Consider the following 23,388-nt stretch of genomic DNA (forward strand, 5'->3'; position numbering starts at 1 on the left):
ACAAAGTCCTCACAGCCCGGTTATTTGAATCTTGGCTGTAGTTGTTATCTGTCTGAATTTGCGTTTAATACCTATATCCCGATACCCCTAGGTACGGTTATGGTATTAGATGCTGAATACTGAATAGTTTATTTGGTGCCTTATATTGCTTGGTTAATCTGCATTACTACTGTAATAGCAGATAACAGTATACTAGGAAAACAAGGAGTTAAATATGATACTTAAAATTTGTAAAGCAGTCATAAATTTGAACAAATTATCTCGTTAAAGTATTTAGTTTCTTGTTATACCTATATTCATAGCCTAATTCATTGCTGCATAGGCTTGCTCCCCACACAGCAACTGCCACCCCCTAGAGAGTCAACACATGCTTAAACCTCTTTTGCTGTCAGGATGGTTCCGCGTGCAACCATTTGTTAAATATGCTGTCGTTGCGATACTGATCGCACCTCTCGTGGCAGCATCAGGTCACTCTACCTCAGCTAAACAATCAGAAGTAGCAAATAGCACTCCTGATATAGAAAAACCAAGTTCAGCACCAGTAGAAATAGCTACTGCTAATGAACCTAATGTAACTGAATTATTAAAAGCAACTGCAATTGATTCATTGACAGGAGAATCTGACTCTCAGCCACAAGCAATGGCTACTGTTGGGGAACCACAATTATTACCACCAGAAGCAATTGACCCTTCGGCAGTAGCAGCAAATTCTCACTCTGTACCTAGCAGCAATGTACCTGTGAGCGATCCATTATCAAAAGTGGAACTCGCACCATCCACAAAGCTAAGTTCTAGTCAATTAAATTTATTGAAAAAATTAAAAGACTCGAAAATCCAATCTTTGACAGCAGGTAATTCTCAGGTACAAGAGTTAAAGATTGCTCAAGCTTTGACAGCAACTCAACCGCTTCCTAGAGACGCACAGCCAAACTTTGCAACAGAAGTTCCTGTTTCGGAGCAACCAGGGCCAGAGCAAGCAGCACAAGCCGATCCTATAGGTAGTCCCCATCCAATTCCTTGGAAATGGATCATAGCTACTCAAGAAGCTTTTAGTTCTCAAGGTCGTTCCGGAGTCCGTTACTACCGCAGTGTACCTGTAGTTTCTCCGGATGGTAAGTATGTGGTTTATAGTAGAGTACGCCTAGAAGTACAACCCCAAATGTACAATAGCCGCGTTACTAGCGTTTTGTTTGTTGAAGATGTCCAAACCAAGAAATTACGGGTGATTGCTTCAACTTCTATACTTAACGATCCACTATTAGCAACAAAAGCCCAATCCTCAGAAGCAATCCAGCCAAATGGCACAATTGGTGTATTAGTTCCTGTAAGTTGGTCAGAAAAAGGCGATCGCTTCTTAGCTCGTCGCTTTGAAGGTATATTCAATACAGCAGATTCTACAGATCGTGCAGTGATTTGGGATCGACAAAATAATCTGGCTAACACTGTGTCTCCGGCACAAGCAGAAGATGAACATGAAAAGATTGCAGTGTTATTAGGCTGGAGTAAGAGCCAACCAGATCACGTACTATTTAGAGCTGGCGAACTAGGCGAAGAAGACTGGCCTTTAGTGAAAGTAGCAAGTGATGGTAAAACTGTAACTACAAATACAGATACAGATCAGCCTATTACTTTCGGTCAAAAGCTAACAGAAGTTTGGGCAGGCCCACAGGTCGCTTATCGATAGTTCAATTTATATAAAATTCTATTGATCCCGTTGTTACTCAGTTGGCAACGGGAATTTTTTTTCATTGCTAATTACAGCCGTAGTGAACAAAATACCTGCTCTACAAAAATTGATAGATAACCTTGAGCTTCATGGGTTACAACCATAGATTTTTCTGTGGTGATTACCTTGAGACCTGTAATTTTTTGACCTGATAGGTATTCCTCACAAGTTCCTCAAATTTTGTGTTTATAACAAATCAGTAAGATGAAAATCAGAAGTTAAAAAATCTTTGAACTCCTGATATTCATCATTTTACATCGTGCCAACTTGTCATCAAACCAATGCCCAACTCTGATGCAAGACTTCTTTTTCTCACTCTCTCGAAACTCAGACGATGGTAGTGGTGCTAGACAAGTCTGAAGATAACCCTGATGAAGTGTTGCCTATCCAATTGTTGCGAGTTGAGTTCAATCAATTACTAATTAATCAATCCCTGCCCTACAGGAAAACCTAACAGCCCACAGTGCTACGTAATTTCTCATAAAGAAACTCAAGCCCCTATTATTGTTATGAACCACTACACATTTCACGATGAAGCTACCTTAGCAGAACAAGCAGAATCATGGGGAAGAAAGGCAGTTAATTTGAAACTTATTCCTTCTTTTGTTGTTCGTCACTATGCTGATAGCCCAGTATTCTATATCCCAGATGAAGAGGATGCAATCGGTCTGACAGCACCAGAAGCATACCTGAAATTTAAAAAATTAGTTGAGGCTTCTTTATCGAAGCTATAACTCAAGTTGTGTTGGAAGCAAAATTGCGATCGCAGGCAGGGATTTGTCGAATTCCTAGATTTCAGCTATATTAGTGTTCCCTTAAGTGTAAGTTATGGTTCTCAAGCTAGAGCTTGGGAACCATAGTTTTATGAGTGAAGCCAAGAGCAATCAATAATTCTTAATATAGGCTGCGTCATATATCTTTATTTCTGCTGATGTACTTCAGCGAATTTTATCTGAGTTATATACACCTATGGTAGGCAAGATGCCCGCACTACAATAGTTACATTATTATTAATTGTGGTACCTCATGTACTTAAGATATTCTATATTTCTGAATGAACAAGTACTAAGGTTTAAATTTTTATATCTATATAAATCAATTACTTCCAAAAAGTCCTAGATTGTTTTTTATATTCAGTAGATAGAAATATATCTATTATTGGCGTACTCCTGGATGCAAACGGAAGACAATATTAAGTAATGTACAGCCTATCTGTGCTTAAACGGTTATTTGCACTCATAGATAGTGGACTGTACATTAATTTTGCGGTGCAAGTTCTGCTGTCAGATAAAATCAATTTCCTGAGTCTTCCTAATTGCTTATTTTTTAACCAACTATTCGTCAAGAAATAGTGGAATTGCTGGGTCATTTATAGGCAAGACAAATTATGAAGATTACCAGACGAGAGGCGATTAAACTAAGTTTAGCAGGCGGTGGTGTACTATTAGTAAGAGTAATTGCTCAATTTCGCAGTCGGGATAATAGAGACATCAAAGGTAAATTTATGATGCATTGTCATAATCTTGTTCACGAAGACCATGCCATGATGACTCAGTTTGAAATTGGTCAAGGTGGCCTCGACCCGGTGAAAACAGCACCTGCGCTACCAATTTCGCAAATTACGACGCTTTAGTCTGAGTAAATCGCTAAATAAGCTGGGGTAAAGGGAAAAGATTTTTAACCGCTTCACCTTTTCCCCACCCAAATCCAGAAATTTTTGCTTGAGGGGCTACTAGTACAGTACGGCGGAAATAAGCAGACCATTAAATAGCCAAAACTTTGCTCTTATATGTCCACTTAAAAGGTTTAGCCATTGTTTGATTAAAGTAGTCGATAAACTTGAGGATTCGATTTTTCAAATCATCCTGACTGACGAAACTGGCTCTTCTGAGTAACTTGCGAACCAAAATACTGAACCAAATCTCAATTTGATTGAGCCAAGAGGAATGTTTAGGTGTGTAATGAAACACAATCCGGTGTGTTGGATCACTCAAAAAAGCAGTGCGGGATTTCATTGATTTAAGGATGCCACTTTCTCCCTTAATACCCAGGTCAATATTCAAACCTTCAATTTGTGCAACTAAACGAACTAGAGACTCAGACTGATGAGTGTTAAGGCAGTCCATAATCAGATGCCATTTTTTAGCATCACTGTCAGTTTCAATTGTTCGGCGAACATGAAGGGCAAAATCAACTTCCGTTCTGGTATCTGAACAAGTCGGCTGGACAATTTGACCAGTGGCAACATCAAAGCTGGCAATTAAGCTTTGCGTGCCGTGACGAATATACTCAAATTCCCTTCTTTCGACTTTGCCTGGTCGCACAGGTAAGTCTTTTTCTAAGCGCTCAGTAGCTTGAATTCCTGTCATTTCATCAATGGATATTGTACGTTCTCCCTGAAGATGCCGCTCAATCGCATTGATGTATAAACCAGTAATATCTTCAACTTTTGCGTCAAATTCTTCGTCCTCAGGGGGGTTAACCAGTAGCGGCTCTGGTGAGGTTTAAGTTCTGCTTCTTCAAGTAATCTTCCAACATGGCGGACAGATATGCTTTCAATAATTCCAAGTTTGATGATTTCGTTCGCTAGTTCTCTTGCTGTCCAATGACTTATTGGTCTTCCATAATCGGATGGTGGGGAACAAGCTAATGCAAACAACTCGATTACTTGTTCCATACTAAACTTCGGGCGTGCGCCAACACGCTCAGAGTCTTGTAATCTCTGCTCAATTGATAATTCTTTCCCCTCAGTTTCCAACCACCGATTTCGCCATAAACGCGCCGTTTGACGATTTATGTCTAAATTTCGGGCGATTTCACGATGATTTTGACCCTCTGATCCCATGACAATTATTTTGGCTCGTAGCGCTATCTGTTGCGGCGTGTTGTGTCTGTTTATCAACTGTTGGAGTTGATCCCGCTCGCCATCGCTTAAATTTAATATTTTAGGATTTAATCTAGCCACACCTTGATTCCTTAATCCGCGCCCAAAACGGGTTTTAACCTGATTATTTATTCTCCCACCAATATGGTCTATTTATTTATGCCGTGTTGTACTAGTTACCAGCGCCGTAATTTTCCTCATTATATTTTTCCATCGCATCTATATCGTAAGGATTAGCAGTTTGGGGTCGAACGGTCTTAATAGCTGATTGTGTTTCTGAGGTTGTATTCTGACTTTCTGTTTTGCTTTCTTGAGGTTGTTGATTTTTTGCCACTGCATCATTAGCCTTTGGCAATTCTGGTGATGGTTTTACCTCAGGTTTAGAAGCGTTTAAAGCAGGGTAAGCAAGCCATGTGTTTCCTTCAATCCAAGGAGTTGCAAAGGTAGTTTCAGCAATTAGTAACACTGAAGCAATCAATAATATCAGTGTGAAGAACACAGTTTTCCACATAAAACTTTTCCATGTTGATGAGCGAGGTTTTAATTTCACTCTAAACTAACTGCCAATTAAATCACTCAGTAGAAATAAATCAACATAAGTTTGCTATAGTTCTGTGAACTAAACGTAAAGCGAGTGGTGCTGGTGTGAGATGAGGCTGTGATAATTTAAGATTGCGATCGCGCTTAACATAAGCAGCCAATATCCAAGGAAACCTTAATAATTCACCTTGGGATAATTTGTGTTCTAGATTACAAATATATCGTTCACCTAATAAGCTTAATTTTATATAAGGCTTTTAGTTAATTTTTAAGAATATTTTTCCCTATTCTCTAGCCATGCAAGTAATTTCAGCAATTATACGAGACTCCTATATCTTAAGTTATATGTCAAATGGTAATTAAATTAGTTGCTACTTCTGATTTTTTCACCTATTAAGCATGAAGCTTTTTTTAGAATTCAGTCGCCAGCAGGAGGAAAAATAATTCTATAATTTTTAGGCTAATGCATAGATATTTTCAGCCACATTGGAATAACCTATGCCTCTCTACAGACTTGAAGATTTTGAACCCGACTACAAGGAAATATTTGGTGGTGAAGACGTTAAAGTCTTGGATCTCTACACTGAAAGTGGAAATAGAATTGGTTCGGTTGATGATGCTTTAGTTGACCAAGATGGAAGATTTCGCTATTTAGTTATTAATACAAGTTTAGATGCGGTTGATAAAAAGATATTACTACCAATAGGGTTGTCTCGGATTAATTATGATCAAAAACGTGTTTATGTTGATGGACTAAGTAAAGAACAGGTAGCAAGATTACCTGAATATAGAGATAACTTAGTCGTCGATCCCGACTATGAAGAGAATGTCCGCAGTACTTATCGTTCGCCAAATAGCCAATTCACTTACGACCGGGACAGCTATAATTACCAAGAGCCTGATTTATACGATTTGAATGAGCGGGATCATCAAACTTTCAAACTTTATGAAGAAAGATTGATTGCTAACAAAAATCGGGTTAAGGCTGGAGAAGTTACAGTTGGTAAGCGCATTGAAACTGAAACTGCACAAGTTTCCGTACCTATTCAAAAAGAGCGCGTTGTCATTGAAAGAGTTACTCCTACAGTAGAAGATGCTGTAGTAGATGCAAGAGAATCTCAGTTCCAAGAAGGAGAAGTAGCACGCATAGAAGTTTACGAAGAAACCCCTGAGATTCGGAAAGAAACTTTTGTGCGTGAAGAAGTTCGAGTCAGAAAAGTGGTTGATAGCGACACCGTTGAAGCAGAAGAGATAATTCGCCGTGAAGAGTTAGATATTGATACTTCCGGTAATTTGAATGTGAATGAAACTGCTCCTGGTAGAGATAACTTAATTTAGTCACATTCAAGATTTCAAGATATCAAATCCAGTTTTATTTTCACAAGAGAACGACATATTATCCATTATATGCAGTCCTCTACTTAGAACAAACTGACGTAAAAGCTCACAATTCCACTAGAAAATATGGATGGGTGTTATTAACCCATCTATTTTTTTATGATAAGGATGATATACATCAATATATTCTAGAGGGCAAGGCAATGCCCATTGGTGTCAACTTAACGTGAAACCCCATTGGTTGCAAGGTTTTTGCCCTCACCCCCAACCCCTCTCCCACCAGGAGAGGGGAGCAAGAGATTTAATTCCCCTTCTCCTGCGGGAGAAGGGGTTAGGGGATGAGGGCGAGGGTTTTTGTACAACACTCGCCCTATATAGCTTTTAGCTTAAGTTGACACGTATGAGCAATGCCGTGTCCCTACAATTTGTCACATTTTTAAAATTGGTATAACTCTTATATTACAGGCATCTTGAGTGCTGCTGAGTTACCTAGATTAGATAAAATGATATTTATTAGCTAGTTTTGTGTAGATAAAATTGTAATTAAAATTAATAAATTTAAAATACTGATTGAGCAATTTTAAATATTTAATTTATATGAGCCAATTTAGGATTAAGCATTATATAAATTATAAAAAAATATACTACTTGAGATAAAAAAATATCCCATTACTTCAGTCGTTGGTCAGATGGCAAAAAATATATAAATTTATACTTTAGTTATTAACGGATAAAAGAGAATAATTTGAGGTAAACATAAAATGGCTCTTTACAAACTAGAAGATTTTGATCCCAGCTACCGCGATACTTTTCAAGGTGATGATATTAAAGGACTTGGTGTCTATGCGGAAGGCACTGATGACAAGATTGGTAGCGTGAGCGATGTTTTAGTAGACGATGAAGGACATTTCCGTTATTTAGTCGTGGATTTGGGTTTCTGGATTTTTGGTAAAAAAGTATTGTTACCAATTGGACGCGCGCGCATCGACTATAACGTTGATCGAGTTTATGCTATTGGCATGACCAGACAGCAAGCAGATGATTTACCTGAGTTTAATGAACGCTCAGGAGTTGATTATGACTACGAAGAACGGGTGCGTGGTGTATATCGTCGTCCTGGTGATTTAGCATCAAACCGAGCTGTAGACAGCACATCTACTCTAGAATCAGCAACACCTGTAGATGCTTCTGCACCTCTAGATAGAAATTATCAACCAGCGGTTACACCAACTCCAACTTACAACCGCGATACATACCGTTACGAAAACGAGCCTTCTTTGTTTGGAATTAACGAGGCGGATAATCAAACTCTGAGATTATATGAAGAACGGCTAATTGCTAACAAGAAACGCCAAAAGGCTGGAGAAGTAGCAATTGGTAAGCGTGTCGAAACTGACACTGCAAGAGTAGCGGTTCCTCTAGAAAGAGAACGCGTAGTAATTGAGCGTGTTACACCAACCGATGCGGGTACTGCTGTGACTCCTGGGGAAGCTAACTTCCGTGAAGGTGAAGTTGCTCGTGTAGAACTTTATGAAGAAACTCCTGACATTCGCAAAGAAACAGTAGTACGTGAAGAAGTCAGAGTCAAAAAAGTTGTTGAGCAAGAAACATCAGAAGCTCAAGCAACTGTACGTCGTGAAGAATTAGATATAGATACCACTGGTGGTCTACCAATTGAAGAACGCTAATTTACTTAGTTATTAGTTAATAGCTAATAACTAATTAAATAAAGTGCAGGTGAAGTTAGCCGATAGCTTTGCCTGTACTTCTACTCAATTATTTCGCTCAAAATAGCAGTTTGCTGGTTACATAGCAGTTAAATAAATTTGCCTTATGAATAGCCAAACTTTGTCACGAAATAGTAGGCAGGTAAGTCCAGCCATTAATCAACGTATTAGCAATTTGCTGGATAATTTGGGAAGCAAAGTTAGGAATTTTACAGTCATAGATAGGCAAGGGCAACTGCTTGGTGTTGTCAAAGATTTAGTTTTAGATGCTCAAAATCGACTAAATTTAGTTATATCTAAACAGATAAATCAAAATAGTATAGAATCTGGTACACAAAAAGTAGCTGATATGCAGAAGTCATTTCTACTAAGGAGCCAGAGAATTAAAAAAATTGATAATCCAACTAAATCAATCCTCATAGATTTAGAAAAATCAGAGATAGAAAATATGTCAGATAATTTAGGGACAAATAAACCCAGCGATCAAATAGTATCTAATGGCTCCACTGGGGAAATGGCTTCCAGCCAAACTATAAATGGTATTATAGATACTGCTAAATCTTCAGAAGTTAGCGAAGAGAGAACTATTAAATTACTAGAAGAACGTTTGGTAATTAATAGTGAAAAGCGGAAAGTTGGAGATATAATTGTCCGTAAAGAAATTGAAACCAGGATGGTACAAGTTCCTGTGCGGCGTGAAAAGCTAATTGTGGAACAAGTTAGTCCAGAACATAAACAATTAGCTGAAATTGATTTAGGACAAGAAGAAATTTCTGGGATTGAATTGAATACAGGAAAAATACCAGCAGTTGCTAGTTTAGAAGATGGTTTAACCGTGAGCGGCTTGTTTACCTCTCCTAAAATTGCTAGCCTACTGTTAAATGCGATCGCACTGGAAAAGCAGCAAGGTTGTAAGCAGGTACAAGTGTCGATTGTCGTAGAAGATGAAGAACATCGCCAAAAATATCAAGAGTGGTTTGACCGTTGTTCTTTAGATCAAGCACCAAAGCCAGAATTATAAACTTTGCGCGAGACAATTAACTTTAAACCCCAAAGTCTAGACCTCAAAACCTAAAAGTTTTGAGGTTTCAAATTGTTATTAGGTAAATAGACCAAGGTATAGGGATACAGGTCTATAGAAATTTGAGGTAAAAACATCTCTGTTTTAGTATGCGTTACGCTATCGCTAACGCATCCTACGTAAACTCTTGACTTTTGACCACCTGTACGCGAAATATAGAATTTAAATTTGTATGTAACAGAAGATTGCAGATATTCTCTACAACAGGTACGGTGCAAAGCTATAAACACCTCTGTAATACTGTACTGCATGAAATTGTCATCCGTGGTATGCGGTGTGTTCCACTTAGATCGGGCGTTGATGAAAACATCAAAAAGCATTCACAGTTTGATTTATGTGTATTTACTTAAATAAATAGTCGGATAGATTACACAAAAATTATAGATTTATCCTGTTGAGTCAGCCAATATTCGCGTAAAACACTGAAATATCGGAGATGGAAGTCTCAGGGATAGTAAAATCATTGTGGTATTTAAAGTCTTGCTACAAGGCTAAGTTGTTTGATTTGAGCAAAAACCTGCTTTAAAGAGATTGTAAATTGTCTAATTGGAGTCCGTGAACCTGCTTTACAGACCTAGATGAAGTCAATCACAATAAGACTTAACCGAAGTAAAATTTGCCTGAGTGCATTCAGGTAATACTGTCATCAAATTAAGTAATAAGTATAGGAGAGATAAAGCGATGAGGGATTCTTATCTGTTGGCAGCAAGTTTGTTAACAGGATTGGCAATACCAGCATCGGCTCTTCCCCAGATGTCGATTATCCTGCCAGAAAATTCTCAATTACAGTGGGAATTAAATCAAAATTCGCAGCTAACAGTAGGCGAAAAAGCCATCCCTAGTTTTGACATCTCCCTATCGGACTTTACTAGTCAGGCTTTGCAATTTTTAAATACGCAGCCAGCATTAGCAAAGAAAACTATCCCCAATGGTAATTTCTCTTTACCAGATTTGACTAACCAGGAGTTAGCAAGGCCAGTACAATCATCACTTAATCCTATTTCTGTTGGTACAAACCGCACTCTGGCATCAGGTAGTCAACTTTACTATCAAAGACTCGCAGCGCTAAAATCAGGTCAAGTTTCTAAAGCCGTAGATGATGATACTTTGCGATCGCTCTCGGAGTCAGCTAAAAAACCGCAGTTAAGCTACGAAGACTGGAAACGTTTATTAGCTTTGGAAGCCAAAGCAGTTGCTCAAGGCCAAGGTGGAAATCATCTAGGGATTATGGTAGGCGATTCTTTGAGTATGTGGTTTCCTGAGGAAAAACTGCCATCTACTAAATTGTGGCTCAATCAAGGTATATCTGGAGATACCTCTGGTGGTGTGTTAAAAAGATTAGGAGCATTTTCCCAAACGCGACCAGATGTGATATATGTGATGGCTGGGATTAATGATTTACGCAAAGGTCTAAGTGATGATGTAATTTTGCGTAATCATCGTCAAATTATGCGCCGCTTAAAGCAGAATCACCCAAAAGCGCAAATTATTGTGCAATCGATTTTACCTACTCGCCTGTCAACAATTTCTAACCAACGGATTCGTAATCTCAATAATCAACTAGCATTAATGGCCAAACAAGAAAAAGTTAGTTATGCAAATATGTATAGGTGGTTTACAGACTTTGAAGGTAATTTACGCCTAGAGTTAACTACTGATGGTTTACATCTATCTCCTGATGGGTATGAAGTTTGGCAGGCAGCACTAGAGCAGATAGAATTAAGGCTAAGTCAGCGCGATAATTAAGCTATCGCAATTTAGATTATGAATATCACTAATAGCGATGCGATCGCCATACGTTATGTTATTGAACGTCAGTTAGAAGCTTTTCAAAGAGATGATACTTTAGGCGCTTTTGCCTTTGCTAGTCCGGGAATTCAAACCCAATTCCGCACCGCAGAAAACTTTATGGAAATGGTGCGGGTGAGTTATCCGGCGGTTTATCGTCCTCGTTCTGTATTATTTCAAAATATAATAAATATTCACGGCAAAATAACTCAACCAGTACTGCTACTTGGCCCGGATGGAGTACCTGTTAAGGCATTATATGTAATGGAAAGGCAGCCTGATATTACATGGAAAATTAACGGATGTGTTTTATTACCTGTGGAGGCTGAATTTAATTAGTATGGAGTCAACAGTCAAGAGTCAAGAGTCAAGTAAATTTTAAGTAGGGTGTGTTACGGCTATAAAAGGATTTGGGTCTTAGAGACAATTAAATTTAGCCGTAACGCACCATCCACGCTTTATAAATAACCTCGCAAGAGTTAAATTTATCGCTTTAATAATAGCTGGGAAATAATATTATCTTGGTTGCTGCTAGCAAAGTTTGCAAAGTGTTGTGCTAAAGGTGGTACCAAGACTAAGGGATTACTAAAGCCAGAAAAAATATGGATACTTTCATATTCTGGAACAGCACCAATTAAAGGTAAGCTATTGCTACTAAAAGCCACTAAACATTTGTGCCAAGTACCGGGTAAATTTTTTAATGCTGGTAAAACTTCGCCAATACTGTTTCGCAGCCAATTTTCACTGGCTTGGGAGTTTACCTCAGCATTGGGATTTGTGAGAACGCGGCTAATTTGTCCTAAGCGCAAACTACCATCTTGAAACTGAATTGCACCTGCATCTAGGATTGGTGGAAGTGGTTCGTTATCAGGTTGATTCCATAATTCATCAACTTGAGTAGATTTGGCTTCTAGTTGAAATCTTTGCATATTTGCTGGCATCACTAAGGTATTTAACCGCAGTTCGACAGGTGGAGTTTTAATCACTTCTGCGTGGGTAAAATACACTTTGATGGGAATTCCAGCAGATTTAAGTAACTGGCGACTGAGTCCACCAGCGCAAATCGCTACATTAGCACTATTGAAAGTTGCAGTATTTGTTTTAACGCCGTTAGATAATATCTGTAATACTTTTTCTATCTTGATTTCACCGCCAATCCGGAGAAAAGCTTGGATATAAGCTTGTGTAGTTTTTTCTGCATTAATATGACCGTGTTTGACTGTTAAAGCACCTGAGATTGCATCTTGATTTAGCAATGGTTCTAGTTCACAAGCTTCAGTAACAGTGAGTAGCTGAGGCTGAATGCGACAATTAGCGTAAGATGCGGCTGTGATTTCTGGATTAATATCGGCTGGAATAGTTAGTAATAAATCTAATTCGCGAAATTCAATATCAGCGTCTAATTCTTGAGGTAGGATTTGATAACGTGCGATCGCTTCTTCGCAGAGTTGGCGAGTTAACGGTGTAGTTCCTGACCAATAAGCTAATCCACCATAACTATAGCGGGTGGCGTTGTCTGGTGTTGGCGATTGTTCTAACAAGAGAACTGAAAAGCCAGCTTTTGCTAATTCGTAGGAAAGTGTCGCACCTGTAATTCCAGCACCAACAACAATCCAGTCGTAAGTCTTCATTATGCTCACCAGTACGTACCTGTCCAAGTTTAGACTTTGTTTGTAACGGTGGATAGTAGAGCGATCGCCTACTCAATGGATTATATAACCGACATTTGGCTGGCTCAATCGATTTCGGCGTTTGAGTCAGAATGATGAATTTTCAGCTTTTATTGACGAATCATCTCTTAGACTAGAATTAACTGGCTCAACAATAAAGCCTGTATTACATACCAATATAAATATAAAGCTCCAATAAAAATGTCTGAATATTTAGCTGGAAATAAGCCAACTATAGAGCAATTAAATCAATGGATTGAGTTTTTTCATGCTAATGGCTTTTTGGTAATTGACAATGTGTTAACACCTGAGCAATGTGAGCTTCTAAGAAATGATTTAGATGCTGCTATCAAGCAGACTGAAGGTAAAAATTATCATCAATCAAAAAAGATTATGAAGCGAATGTTTGAGCATTCTCAGAATAATCTAAATCTTTTTGCTTTGGAGCCGATTGTGACATTTGCAGAACATTTAATTGGTGAAGCTAATGGCATAGGCTACTCAATGAATGATGGTATTCCCAATGCTAATGTCATTCATGTGATTCACAATAACTCATTTAAGATTCCTGCAGAGACTGATGGTTTGGCTAAAAATGCTTGGCATCAAGACGATACACCACACGTAATTTCACTTGATGGTAAACCTTTAACTAATATTCGTTTAAATGTGCTGGCATTTACTGTGAATTATTACCTCACAGATGTACTGTCTGAAGAAAATGGGCCTACTCAGGTGATTCCTGGATCTCATCTATTTGGTAAGTTCTGCAATGGTGATATTTCTGGATATGAAGACCAAATTTTTAGCTGCTTGGGTGCAATGGGTTCTGCCGTTTGCTTTAACAATCAAGTATGGCATAGAGGCTCTAGAAACTCTTCTGCTATCACTCGCTATATTACGCAGATTACTTATGCTAAAAGGCTAGTTGGGCATAAATATGCACCATTTATGAATTATCAAATGCCAATTTATTGCTATGAAGGAGCAGACGAAAGATTAAAACAACTCTTAGGATTTTTGCCTAATGGGGCTTATGGTTAATTTAATCAATGCAAGGATATTTTTAAGATAAGAATTAGCTATAAAAAGTCTAAATATATGAGGACTTACGCATAAAAAAACTTCGAGGAATTAGAGCAACGTTTAAAATTAACGCCGCCAATCATACATTAGTCTGCCATGACGATCGCGCACAAGTTCCCATTGTCCATAACGATATGCTTGTCCACGATAACGAATAGAACGATAACCTCGTCTATAATGATGTTTTCGATGCCTCTGGCGCTGATAATATTTTCCGCTATGTCGCTGTCTATGGTAACGTCTTTGAGTGTGTCGGCGAGCTAACAAAAGCTCTTCACTCTGCTCTTTTAGTAATGTTGTTTGTGAGTCAATACTCTGTTCATTGAATACATGATTGAGGGTAGTATCCTTAGCTTCAGCCAAAGTAGGTGGATAGATGAAGGCTAATAGCAGGACAACCATTGAGGATAGCTTTTGGAAACGATTCACGTTTGTGCTTTTCCTAGTTTATTGGTAGTCATTTTATTTAATACTTAAGTTGAGTAAATATATAGTTCAGAATTTACCAATTTGATTAATGCAAACGTGATGAAAGTAACTAAATTATGGATTGTGCGTTACGGCTGAAGCTGAACGCACAATCCATCGTGAAGGCTATTGACTGTTAACAGTTAACTGTCCTTATTAGTATTTATGCAATTTAGACGCTCATTAGCTTATACCAATTTGAAAAAAGAATGCGACAGATTGTAGGGGTATGGCAGGCTGTGCCCTCTAGAATATATTGATGTATTACAAACATTATTTGATTTGGTATCACTTATTAAAGAAGCTAGAAGAATTGGGGGATTCTCCCCCAAACCCCCGATTGGGTGACGGTTGCGTCCCCCAAACCCCCTCCAAAATGATTGATCGGTTTTTTTTTTGAGTAATACCAATTTGAAAAAAGAATGCGACAGATTGTAGGGGTATGGCACACCATGCACTCTAGAATATTATTGATGTGTTGCAAACATATTTGATTTGGTATTAAGCAATAAAATCATCTGTAAAAATAAAAAGCCTCAGCTTGATAGCTGAGGTAATTAAAAGTAGTTCCTTCCTGGATGAGAAATAGTTGTACCGAAGTAAAAAATCTTAGCTAACGCCCAAAGCAACTAAAAATAAAGTTGTGACTAATAAAGTACCAATTGCTGCTTGAAACTTGTAACGATTTTGCAACTCTTGGTTGGGATATTCAGCGTAGTAAAGTTCGGGTTCTGTTGCGTAATTGTTAAGAATGCCGTTTTCGTTAATGGTGGTATACATAGTTTTTTCTTTGGGTTGTTACTTTATGTAAAGTAATTTAGCGGATATTATTACGATTGGTCAATAGAAGTTGACAACAAAGATTAAATAGTATCTATAAACTGGGCTTATTAGGCAGGTAATACAACTGAACTGCTGTGGCAGTGCGATCGCATTCCTTAATCTAGGATTCTACTGATAATTAAAAATTAATCGCGAACAATTATCACAATACAAACTTATTACCGCACCAAGATAAAAGACAAAATCGTTCACTTTATCTTTTACCGATGTATCTCCCGCCACTGAGTAAAAAAAATAGCATTAAACCCTCATGAAAACCATGATAAAAAATCGGCAGATGCATGATAAGTTTTAAATCCAATGTCCTCGCTTAGAGCCTCGCACTATGCATCTGCACTATTTACACCCCCAACACCTTGAGGAATTAGTCAAGAGCAGTGGCATAAATTTACACATTGCGAAGCTGAATTTTTTGTCGCTTCAGGGGATCAACGCCTATGAGTACTTGTTGATTTCTGAGTTGCTTCCGCGCACCAATACCGGGATGGTAAAAAACGCCTGGTTGCAGCGTTACGCCCATATCACCGAGGGCGGCTGGTGGTGTTCGGGACTCGATCCGGTAAATCATTGGCAAATGATGGAATGGGGATGCTTTAAGCCCAACCAGCCCCGAATCAATCAAAATGGTAAGGCAATCAAGTACGAACATCCTCCCAGTACGCCAACGCGGGTGTTTTGTCTGCGCGTGACACTAGATGTTTGGCAGCAAGTAGCCCAGCGTTATAATCTTTCACTGCCCAATAATATAAGTATTGCTGGCAATGGTGAAGCTGTAGGCTTTTGGCAATGGGTGATGGAACAGAATATTCCCCTAATTATTTGCGAAGGGGCGAAGAAAGCAGCCACACTCTTAAGTCAAGGATATGCTGCGATCGCAATTCCGGGAATCACTAGCGGCTATCGCGTTGTTAAAGATGATTTTGGTAAAGTCACTCGTCGTCAGCTAATTCCTGACTTGGGAATTTTTACTCTCAAAAAACGTACCTTTTATATTTGCTTTGATTTTGAAACTAAGCCCAAAACTATCGCCGCAGTTAATAACGCTATTTCCCAACTAGGCTTTTTATTTCAAGAAAAAAACTGTCCGGTAAAAGTTATTGAATTACCAGGGGTGGAAAAAGGGGTTGATGAGTTTATTGTTGCTAAAGGTGCGGGTAGTTTTGAGAAGGTTTATCGCCAAAGTGTTGATTTAGAAGTTTATCTAGCTTTAACTAAACCCCATACCGAGTTAACTATTCCGGCTGCAATTACAGTTAATTCTCCTTATTTAGGTGAAATTCCTTTTCCTACTTCTGGATTAGTAGGCGTAAAATCAGCTAAAGGAACGGGTAAGACTACAGGATTAAAAGCTGTCGTTCATCAAGCTAAAAATAGAAATCAACCTATTTTATTAATTACCCATAGAATTCAACTGGGAAAGTTTTTATGTGAAAAAATCGGCATTAACTGGGGTATTAATTATGGAGAACGCCAAGAAAATATTTACCAATGCCCCATGCCCCATGCCCCATGCCCCATCCCCAAATCATTTGGTTTATGTGTTGATTCTATTTGGAAACTGAATCCAGATGATTGGCAGGGAGCAATTATAATTTTAGATGAAGTAGAGCAGTCTTTATGGCATCTACTCAATAGCAATACTTGTAAACAAAAACGCGTCAGAATATTAAAGATATTCCAACAATTAATTGCTACAGTTTTAAGCACTGGCGGATTAGTCATTGCCCAAGATGCAGATTTATCTGATGTTTCTCTTGAATATTTACAAGGTTTAGCAGGTAGTAAATTAACGCCTTGGATAGTTTTAAACCAATGGCAGCCTGAGCGCGGCTGGGATGTGACTTTTTATGATTCTCCTAACCCAACACCGTTAATTCATCAATTGGAATTAGATTTAATTGCTGGGCGAAAATGTTATGTAACTACTGATAGTCGCACCGGGCGTTACAGTTGCGAAACTATTGAACGTTATTTAAAAGAACGGTTAGAAAAATTACGTCGCCAATTTCCTAAAACTTTAGTAATTAGCAGCCAAACTACAAATACATTAGGACATCCAGCAGTTGATTTTGTAGCCGCAATTAATCAAAAGATTCCTGAATATGAGACTGTATTTGTTACCCCTAGCATTGGCACAGGAATTAGCATTGATGTGCAACATTTTGATAGAGTATATGGCATATTTCAAGGGGTAATTCCAGATTCGGAAGCTCGCCAGGCATTAGCGAGAGTGAGGGATAATGTGCCCCGTGTGGTTTGGTGTGCGAAGCGGGGTATTGGGTTAATTGGTAGCGGTAGTACAAATTATCGTTTGCTTTCCTATTGGTATCAAGAAAATCAAAAAGATAATTTAGCTTTGCTTAGTCCTCTGCATAAAATTGATGTAGATTTACCCTTAGTTTACGACCCCATTCATTTAAGAACCTGGGCGAAGTTGTCTGCTAGGGTAAATGCTTCTATTCGTCTTTATCGCCAATCTTTACAAGAAGGTTTAATGGCAGATGGACATCAAGTTTGGACAAGAAGCAACGCTGTACATAATAATATTATCCGCGATTTACGCCTAGCATTTTTAGCAACAGATCCGCAGGATTTTGCCAATCGCAAGCGGTTGATTTTAGAAATTGTCAAAGTCCAAAAAGAATGGACGGAAAAACGGCAAAAATCTAAAGAAATTAAACGTAAAATTCGTGATATTAAACAGCAAAATCAATTGTTAGCAGCAACGGCTGTGGCTAATGCTAGGGATATTGATTATGTTGAGTATGAGAATTTGCTCGCTAAACATTCCCTCACTCAAGATGAACGGAACGCCGTTGAGAAATATATTCTCAGGCAAAGATACGGTATAGAAGTTACGCCGAATCTGAAGTTACAAGATGATAGGGGCTATTACGGACAACTGTTAACTCACTATTATCTAACCCACGAAAGCGAGTATTTTCATATTCGCGATCGCCAGGAGTGGCACCAACAATTATCATGGGGTGATGGGCAGGTTTTTCTACCAGATATAAAGACTTATACGCTGAAGGTTGAGGCGATGAGAGCCTTGGGAATGGTAGATTTTCTAGAAGTAGGGAGAGAATTTACGGAAGATGAGCCTGATTTAACTTTATTGAAGAATTTGGCTGTGCAAAATAGTAAACATATTAAAAGAGTGCTGGGTATTAATTTGGGAAGCGCGCCGGAAAGTGTTTCGGGAATTAAAATTCTCAGTCGCTTATTAAGTTTGTTGGGTTTAAGGTTGAGGCGAGGAGAGAAAGGTTATCAAGTTGACGCAGAAACCCTTGCAGATGGTAGACAAAAAGTATTTGCAATTTGGCAACAACGCGATGAATTAATGTTGACTCATTTGCGAAATATGAGGGATGAAACAACTAACTATCTCTCAGAATGGCAGCAAGTAGGTGTGTGATTGGTGAGGGTACGGCATCTTAAATTGTTGATGCTAAGTAGCTAAGTGTTAAAAATTATCGCTATGACAAGGCAGGAGGCAGGAGAGAAGAGGGTTATAGCTTTGTTTATCTTTCTTAACTTAGTTTTGTTTTTTCCCACCGACTTACTTACGTTCGTGCAGCTTAACTCAATTGCAGGGCGATGCAACTCAATTGCAGGGCGATGCGATCGCTTACTTGATAAAATAGTCCTTAGGGATTTCCAAGAAATAAACTGGGCGGACAAGATGTCCACCCCACAATAAATACTGGGATATTTTTTTATTTGTAAGTCCTTATGCAAACTCTACTTTTTGCCATTACAACAAAAATTTACATAAAACTCATCAGTAATTCACCTTAACTACCTGTACACTGCATCTTGGTAGGAATTGCGCGTTTAATAGTCGAAAACAGTGAAAAAAATCCTGATTTTGTCCGCTAATCCGACGAACACCAACAAAGTATGGGATTAGTCAAGTTTAAGGGTAATGAAGTCATGCCGTTGTGTGATTTGTCTCGCCAGTATTTTGCGCTTGGGAGTTAATTAATGACTGCAGCACCTCGCCCAAGCTACGAATATCAAGTAGGGGGTAGTTTACCAGTTGATGCCCCAACTTATGTACGGCGACAAGCTGATCAAGAATTCTATGAAAGTTTGAAGCGGGGAGAATTCTGTTATGTCCTCAACTCTCGACAGATGGGCAAATCTAGCTTGCGGGTGCAGACAATGCAACGGTTGCAGGTAGAGGGATTTGCCTGTGCTGCCATTGACATTACAGCGATTGGCACCGCAGATATTACCCCAGAGCAGTGGTATGCTGGGGTGATTGATACCCTGGTGGGAACTTTTAATCTTTATACAAACTTTGATTTAGAAACTTGGTGGACTAATAATGGATTGCTTTCACCAGTACAACATTTAAGCAAGTTTATTGAGACCGTATTATTAAAAGAAAATACTGACAATATTGTCATATTTATTGATGAAATTGATAGTATCCTCAGTCTTGCATTCAACCTGGATGACTTTTTTGCAGTCATCCGCGACTGTTATAACCGCCGTGCCGATCAAAAAGACTATAACCGCCTCACCTTTGCGTTAATTGGAGTATCTACGCCCTCAGATTTAATTAAAGACAAAGGGCGGACACCTTTTAATATTGGGCGGGCAATTGATTTGACAGGTTTCCAACTGGATGAAGCGCAACCATTAGCACAGGGATTAGAAGATGTTGGCGATCGCACAGAATTAATCACAGCCGTTTTAGACTGGACAGGAGGACAACCATTTCTTACCCAAAAGGTATGTAAGTTGGTGCTGCAATCTGGTTTAGAGATGGGGAAAAAAGTAGATTCCAACATTGCAGACTGGGTAGAACAGCTAGTGCGATCGCACATGATCACCAACTGGGAAGCAAATGATGAGCCAACCCATTTAAAAACCATCCGCGATCGCATTTTACGCAGTAAGCAACATGGTAGCGGACGATTGTTAGGCTTGTCTCAGCAAATTTTGCAGCAAGGAGAAGTTATAGCGGATGACAGTCCGGAACAGGTTGAACTGCGGCTGACAGGATTGGTGGTGCGGCGTGATGGTAAATTGCGAATTTATAACCGCCTGTATGCAGAGGTATTTAATCAGCAATGGTGTGAGGGTGAACTAGCAAAACTGCGTCCTTATGCCAAAGAATTAAATATTTGGGTAGCTAGTGAACGTCAAGATGAGTCGCGTTTATTGCGAGGACAAGCGCTACAGGATGCTCAAACTTGGGCAACAGATAAAAGTTTAAGCGATTTGGATTATCAATTTTTAGCAGCTAGTCAAAAGTTAGAAACGCGCGACTTTAAGAAAAAATTGGAACTAGAATTAGCACAAGCTGAAGCCGCACAAGCTAGACAAAAAGTTCAAGGGCAAAAGCAATTCATTGGAATTGCGATCGCTTTTTCAGCAATTATCACAGGGATTGCCATCTTTGCAGCCGACAAGTGGAGAGCAGCAGAAGCCGGACAAATCAAAGCACTAACAACATCTTCAAGCGCGAAATACATCATTAATAGAAATACTTTTGATGCCTTAATAGAAGCTTTGAGAGCAGGAAAAGAACTAAAGCAATCTATTTGGTATAGAAATAAACCTGAACTGCAAGCTCAAGTAATGGAAGCACTTGGTAATGCAGTGTATGCTGTCAGAGAGAGCGATCGCTTAGAAGGACATCAAGACGCTGTTCAGAGTGTTAGCTTTAGCCCGGATGCTAAGATGCTTGCTACAGGTAGCTATGATAACACTATAAAGTTGTGGCGATGGGATGGAAGCCTATTCAAAACTTTGGCAGGACATACAGAACCTGTCATGAGCGTCCATTTTAGTCCAGATGGAAAGACGATTGCCTCTGGCAGTCAGGATGGAACAGTCAGGCTTTGGAACAGCAAGGGCAATCTAATACGAGTTATTCAAGCTCACAATAATCTGGTTATGAGTGTCAGTTTTAGCCCAGATGGAAAGACAATTGCTACTGCCAGTGCTGATAAAACTGCAAAACTGTGGCGACTGGATGGTCAATTGCTCTCTACCCTTAGCGAACATCAGGACTTGGTAAGGCAAGTGAGTTTTAGTCCTCAAGGGGATCGGATGATCACGGTCAGTGATGACAAAACAGTAAAGCTCTGGAGCCAAGATGGCAAGAAGCTAATAAAAACTCTCAAAAGTCATACTGGCGCTGTTGTGAGTGGAGATTTTAGTCCTGACGGTCGATTTTTTGCCACTGGTAGTGTAGATAGAACAGTGAAGCTCTGGAATCAAGAGGGTGAGCTTGTAAGGACTTTTAAGCATCCTGGACAGGTATGGAGTGTTAGTTTCAGTCGTGATGGACAAACAATTGTTTCTGGTAGTCAGGATAGAACCATAAGACTTTGGGCGCGAGATGGCAGATTGCTGGACACTTGGGCAGGCCATGAGGGGGCAATTCCCTGTGTAGCTTTTAGCCCAGATGGAAAGATGCTTGTGACTGCTGGTAACGATGGCATCACAAAGCTTTGGCAGGTAAATCGAAGTTGGCTTACTGTTTTGGTTGGACATCAGGACAATGTGCTTGGTGCAAAGTTCAGTCCAGATGGTAAACGGATTGCAAGTGCAAGTTCTGATGGAACTGTGAGGATCTGGAGTCGGGACGGTAAGCTACTCTCTACCCTGACAGGACATAAAAATAAGATCAATACCGTTAGTTTCAGTCCAGATGGAAAAACTATTGCTAGTGGTGGTGATGACAATAAAATAAGGCTTTGGCGTGTAGACGGACAAGCGCTGAGAACACTGGGAGAGCATAAAGATAGGGTTATGTCCGTTAGCTTCAGTCCTGACGGACTAAAACTTGCCTCTGCAAGTGCTGATGGAACTGCGAAACGTTGGAGTTTAGATGGTAAAGAACCTATAACCCTAATAAAAGGCAGTGATAGAGTCTTAAGTGTCGCGTTCAGTCCCGACGGACAAACAATTGCCACTGTTGGTGATGACAAGACCGTAAATTTGTGGAGTTCTGGGGGTAAACAACTCAGTAGATGGAAAGCACATACAAGTAAATGGAAAGCACATACAAGTGAAATTTGGTCTGTTGGTTTTAGTCCAGATGGAAAAACGATTATCACTGCTAGTGGAGACAAAACAATCAAGCTTTGGCAACGGGATGGAAAGTTAATCACCACTTTGAGTGGACACACAGCTTCGGTTCTTGATGCCAGCTTTAGCCCCAATGGAAAAATGATCGCCTCAGCTAGTAGCGATGGGACGATCAAACTTTGGCAACAGGATGGAAAGTTAATCACTACTCTGAGTGGACATACAGGTTCGGTGCATACTGTGAGTTTTAGTAGCGATAGCAAATGGTTGGCTTCTGCTGGTGCAGATAAACTTGTTTTGCTATGGGATGTGTCAGATATTAGTTTGAAGGGGTTGGTGGAAAAAGGATGCAGCCAGGTCAAAGATTATTTGAAGACTCAAGCAAATAGTTTAGAAAAATTATGTAATTGATTGATGTAGATGTTGCAACTTAAATGTATGTCTGCTCAATGTAAAAAAAAGTAAGGGCATTACTAAATCAAGGGTTGATTCTTGTGGGGTAGAATACCTACTCAAAATACAAGAGATGGACAAGATACCCCATCCCACAAATAAATCAGCAACGCCAAATCTAAGATATCCTACTGTCTTGTGACTATAAGTATGCGAAAATTAGCTAGATTATCACTTGTTGTGAGTGCCTTTGTTTGAAGTATCCTAGCTTTGAGGCTGACCAACTTTGCGGTCATCGCCAGCTTCTGTCGCACTATCATTGCTTTGAGGCTGACCAACTTTGCTACCATCGCCATCGCTCATCCTACTATCCTTGCTTTGAGGCTGACCAATTTTGATATCATCCCCTCTGATTGGATCAAGATAAAGGATGTACTTATTACGCCATTGTGTTTTATCTAGTTTGTTAATAGCAGCTTTTTCATTTTCCTCTTTGTCTAGCGCCACAAATGCAATACTCTCATCCTTTTCGATTTTTATAACAATAGAAGTTTCAGTTATTTGAATTTTTCCATAGGGCGAAAAAAGCTCTTCTAGATCGGATTTAGTAATCTGAACTGGTAAGCCGCTAACTTTGAACATTTTGATGTCCCCTGATTAATAAAGATGGTAATATTGCAAGAAGAGATTTGCAGAAAAACGATAGCTAAAGAACCAAGAATTAAACTTTTCTCTAGCATAAATTTGTGTAACACCAATTTAAATTCAAACTTAAGCTGAAGTTTTACGCT

18 protein-coding genes are annotated in these 23,388 nt (G+C 39.2%); 11 read left to right on the plus strand and 7 right to left on the minus strand.

What is annotated here, in order from left to right; genetic code table 11:
- Window positions 1-367: 367 nt before the first annotated feature.
- The 3 genes from HG267_RS09455 (at window position 368) to HG267_RS09465 (ending at window position 3,359) form a co-directional block, all read left to right on the plus strand.
- On the plus strand, window positions 368-1,684 hold the full coding sequence (locus HG267_RS09455; RefSeq protein WP_045874451.1) for a hypothetical protein: 1,317 nt from the start codon (window positions 368-370) through the stop codon (window positions 1,682-1,684).
- Window positions 1,685-2,235: 551 nt separating this feature from the next.
- Window positions 2,236-2,460: a hypothetical protein gene (locus tag HG267_RS09460; protein WP_045874450.1), complete on the plus strand. Its 225-nt coding sequence runs from the start codon at window positions 2,236-2,238 to the stop codon at window positions 2,458-2,460.
- Between the two features lie 653 nt (window positions 2,461-3,113).
- Complete coding sequence (locus HG267_RS09465; RefSeq protein ID WP_045874449.1) at window positions 3,114-3,359, plus strand: multicopper oxidase domain-containing protein; 246 nt, start codon at window positions 3,114-3,116, stop codon at window positions 3,357-3,359.
- Window positions 3,360-3,489: 130 nt separating this feature from the next.
- On the opposite strand, the gene HG267_RS09470 is transcribed toward HG267_RS09465, so the two are convergent.
- From HG267_RS09470 to HG267_RS09480, 3 genes are all read right to left on the minus strand, one after another.
- Window positions 3,490-4,095, minus strand: coding sequence for a transposase (locus tag HG267_RS09470; RefSeq protein WP_045870252.1), 606 nt, complete (start codon window positions 4,093-4,095; stop codon window positions 3,490-3,492).
- Entirely contained in the window at window positions 4,092-4,691 is a 600-nt protein-coding gene (locus HG267_RS09475) for a helix-turn-helix domain-containing protein (RefSeq protein WP_263419991.1), read from the minus strand. The genes HG267_RS09470 and HG267_RS09475 overlap by 4 nt, the downstream gene beginning before the upstream one ends.
- Before the next feature lie 91 nt (window positions 4,692-4,782).
- Window positions 4,783-5,121: a hypothetical protein gene (locus HG267_RS09480; protein ID WP_045874448.1), complete on the minus strand. Its 339-nt coding sequence runs from the start codon at window positions 5,119-5,121 to the stop codon at window positions 4,783-4,785.
- A 527-nt stretch (window positions 5,122-5,648) separates the two neighbouring features.
- Between HG267_RS09480 and HG267_RS09485 the strand changes: the two genes are divergently transcribed.
- From HG267_RS09485 to HG267_RS09505, 5 genes are all read left to right on the plus strand, one after another.
- Window positions 5,649-6,488, plus strand: a complete 840-nt coding sequence (locus HG267_RS09485) for a DUF2382 domain-containing protein (RefSeq protein WP_045874447.1) — start codon at window positions 5,649-5,651, stop codon at window positions 6,486-6,488.
- Window positions 6,489-7,249: 761 nt separating this feature from the next.
- A complete protein-coding gene (locus HG267_RS09490; protein ID WP_045869847.1) occupies window positions 7,250-8,176 on the plus strand; it encodes a DUF2382 domain-containing protein in 927 nt (308 codons plus the stop codon).
- Between the two features lie 145 nt (window positions 8,177-8,321).
- A complete protein-coding gene (locus HG267_RS09495) occupies window positions 8,322-9,236 on the plus strand; it encodes a YsnF/AvaK domain-containing protein (protein WP_045869848.1) in 915 nt (304 codons plus the stop codon).
- Window positions 9,237-9,977: 741 nt separating this feature from the next.
- Window positions 9,978-11,042, plus strand: coding sequence for an SGNH/GDSL hydrolase family protein (locus HG267_RS09500; protein WP_045869849.1), 1,065 nt, complete (start codon window positions 9,978-9,980; stop codon window positions 11,040-11,042).
- A gap of 18 nt (window positions 11,043-11,060) precedes the next feature.
- Window positions 11,061-11,423: a DUF4864 domain-containing protein gene (locus HG267_RS09505; RefSeq protein WP_045869850.1), complete on the plus strand. Its 363-nt coding sequence runs from the start codon at window positions 11,061-11,063 to the stop codon at window positions 11,421-11,423.
- Between the two features lie 146 nt (window positions 11,424-11,569).
- Here the strand turns inward: HG267_RS09505 and HG267_RS09510 are convergent, their stop codons facing one another.
- Complete coding sequence (locus tag HG267_RS09510; protein WP_045869851.1) at window positions 11,570-12,715, minus strand: NAD(P)/FAD-dependent oxidoreductase; 1,146 nt, start codon at window positions 12,713-12,715, stop codon at window positions 11,570-11,572.
- 240 nt (window positions 12,716-12,955) lie between these two features.
- On the opposite strand from HG267_RS09510, the gene HG267_RS09515 reads away from it, so the two are divergent.
- Complete coding sequence (locus tag HG267_RS09515; RefSeq protein WP_045869852.1) at window positions 12,956-13,798, plus strand: phytanoyl-CoA dioxygenase family protein; 843 nt, start codon at window positions 12,956-12,958, stop codon at window positions 13,796-13,798.
- 108 nt (window positions 13,799-13,906) lie between these two features.
- Here the strand turns inward: HG267_RS09515 and HG267_RS09520 are convergent, their stop codons facing one another.
- Window positions 13,907-14,269 (minus strand): hypothetical protein, encoded by a 363-nt coding sequence (locus HG267_RS09520; RefSeq protein WP_155539160.1) that lies wholly within the window; start codon window positions 14,267-14,269, stop codon window positions 13,907-13,909.
- A 648-nt stretch (window positions 14,270-14,917) separates the two neighbouring features.
- On the minus strand, window positions 14,918-15,088 hold the full coding sequence (gene psb34, locus HG267_RS09525) for a photosystem II assembly protein Psb34 (protein ID WP_045869854.1): 171 nt from the start codon (window positions 15,086-15,088) through the stop codon (window positions 14,918-14,920).
- A gap of 388 nt (window positions 15,089-15,476) precedes the next feature.
- Here psb34 and HG267_RS09530 point away from each other — a divergent pair, with 388 nt between their 5' ends.
- Together HG267_RS09530 and HG267_RS09535 are read left to right on the plus strand one after the other, a co-directional pair.
- On the plus strand, window positions 15,477-18,569 hold the full coding sequence (locus HG267_RS09530; protein WP_045869855.1) for a plasmid replication protein, CyRepA1 family: 3,093 nt from the start codon (window positions 15,477-15,479) through the stop codon (window positions 18,567-18,569).
- A 569-nt stretch (window positions 18,570-19,138) separates the two neighbouring features.
- Window positions 19,139-22,615, plus strand: a complete 3,477-nt coding sequence (locus HG267_RS09535) for an AAA-like domain-containing protein (protein ID WP_045869857.1) — start codon at window positions 19,139-19,141, stop codon at window positions 22,613-22,615.
- A 246-nt stretch (window positions 22,616-22,861) separates the two neighbouring features.
- Here HG267_RS09535 and HG267_RS09540 read toward each other — a convergent pair whose 3' ends face one another.
- Window positions 22,862-23,239, minus strand: coding sequence for an RNA recognition motif domain-containing protein (locus HG267_RS09540; RefSeq protein WP_045869858.1), 378 nt, complete (start codon window positions 23,237-23,239; stop codon window positions 22,862-22,864).
- Window positions 23,240-23,388 lie beyond the last annotated feature (149 nt).

The organism is Tolypothrix sp. PCC 7601 (assembly GCF_025677855.1).
Taxonomy (GTDB): Bacteria; Cyanobacteriota; Cyanobacteriia; order Cyanobacteriales; family Nostocaceae; genus Aulosira; species Aulosira diplosiphon.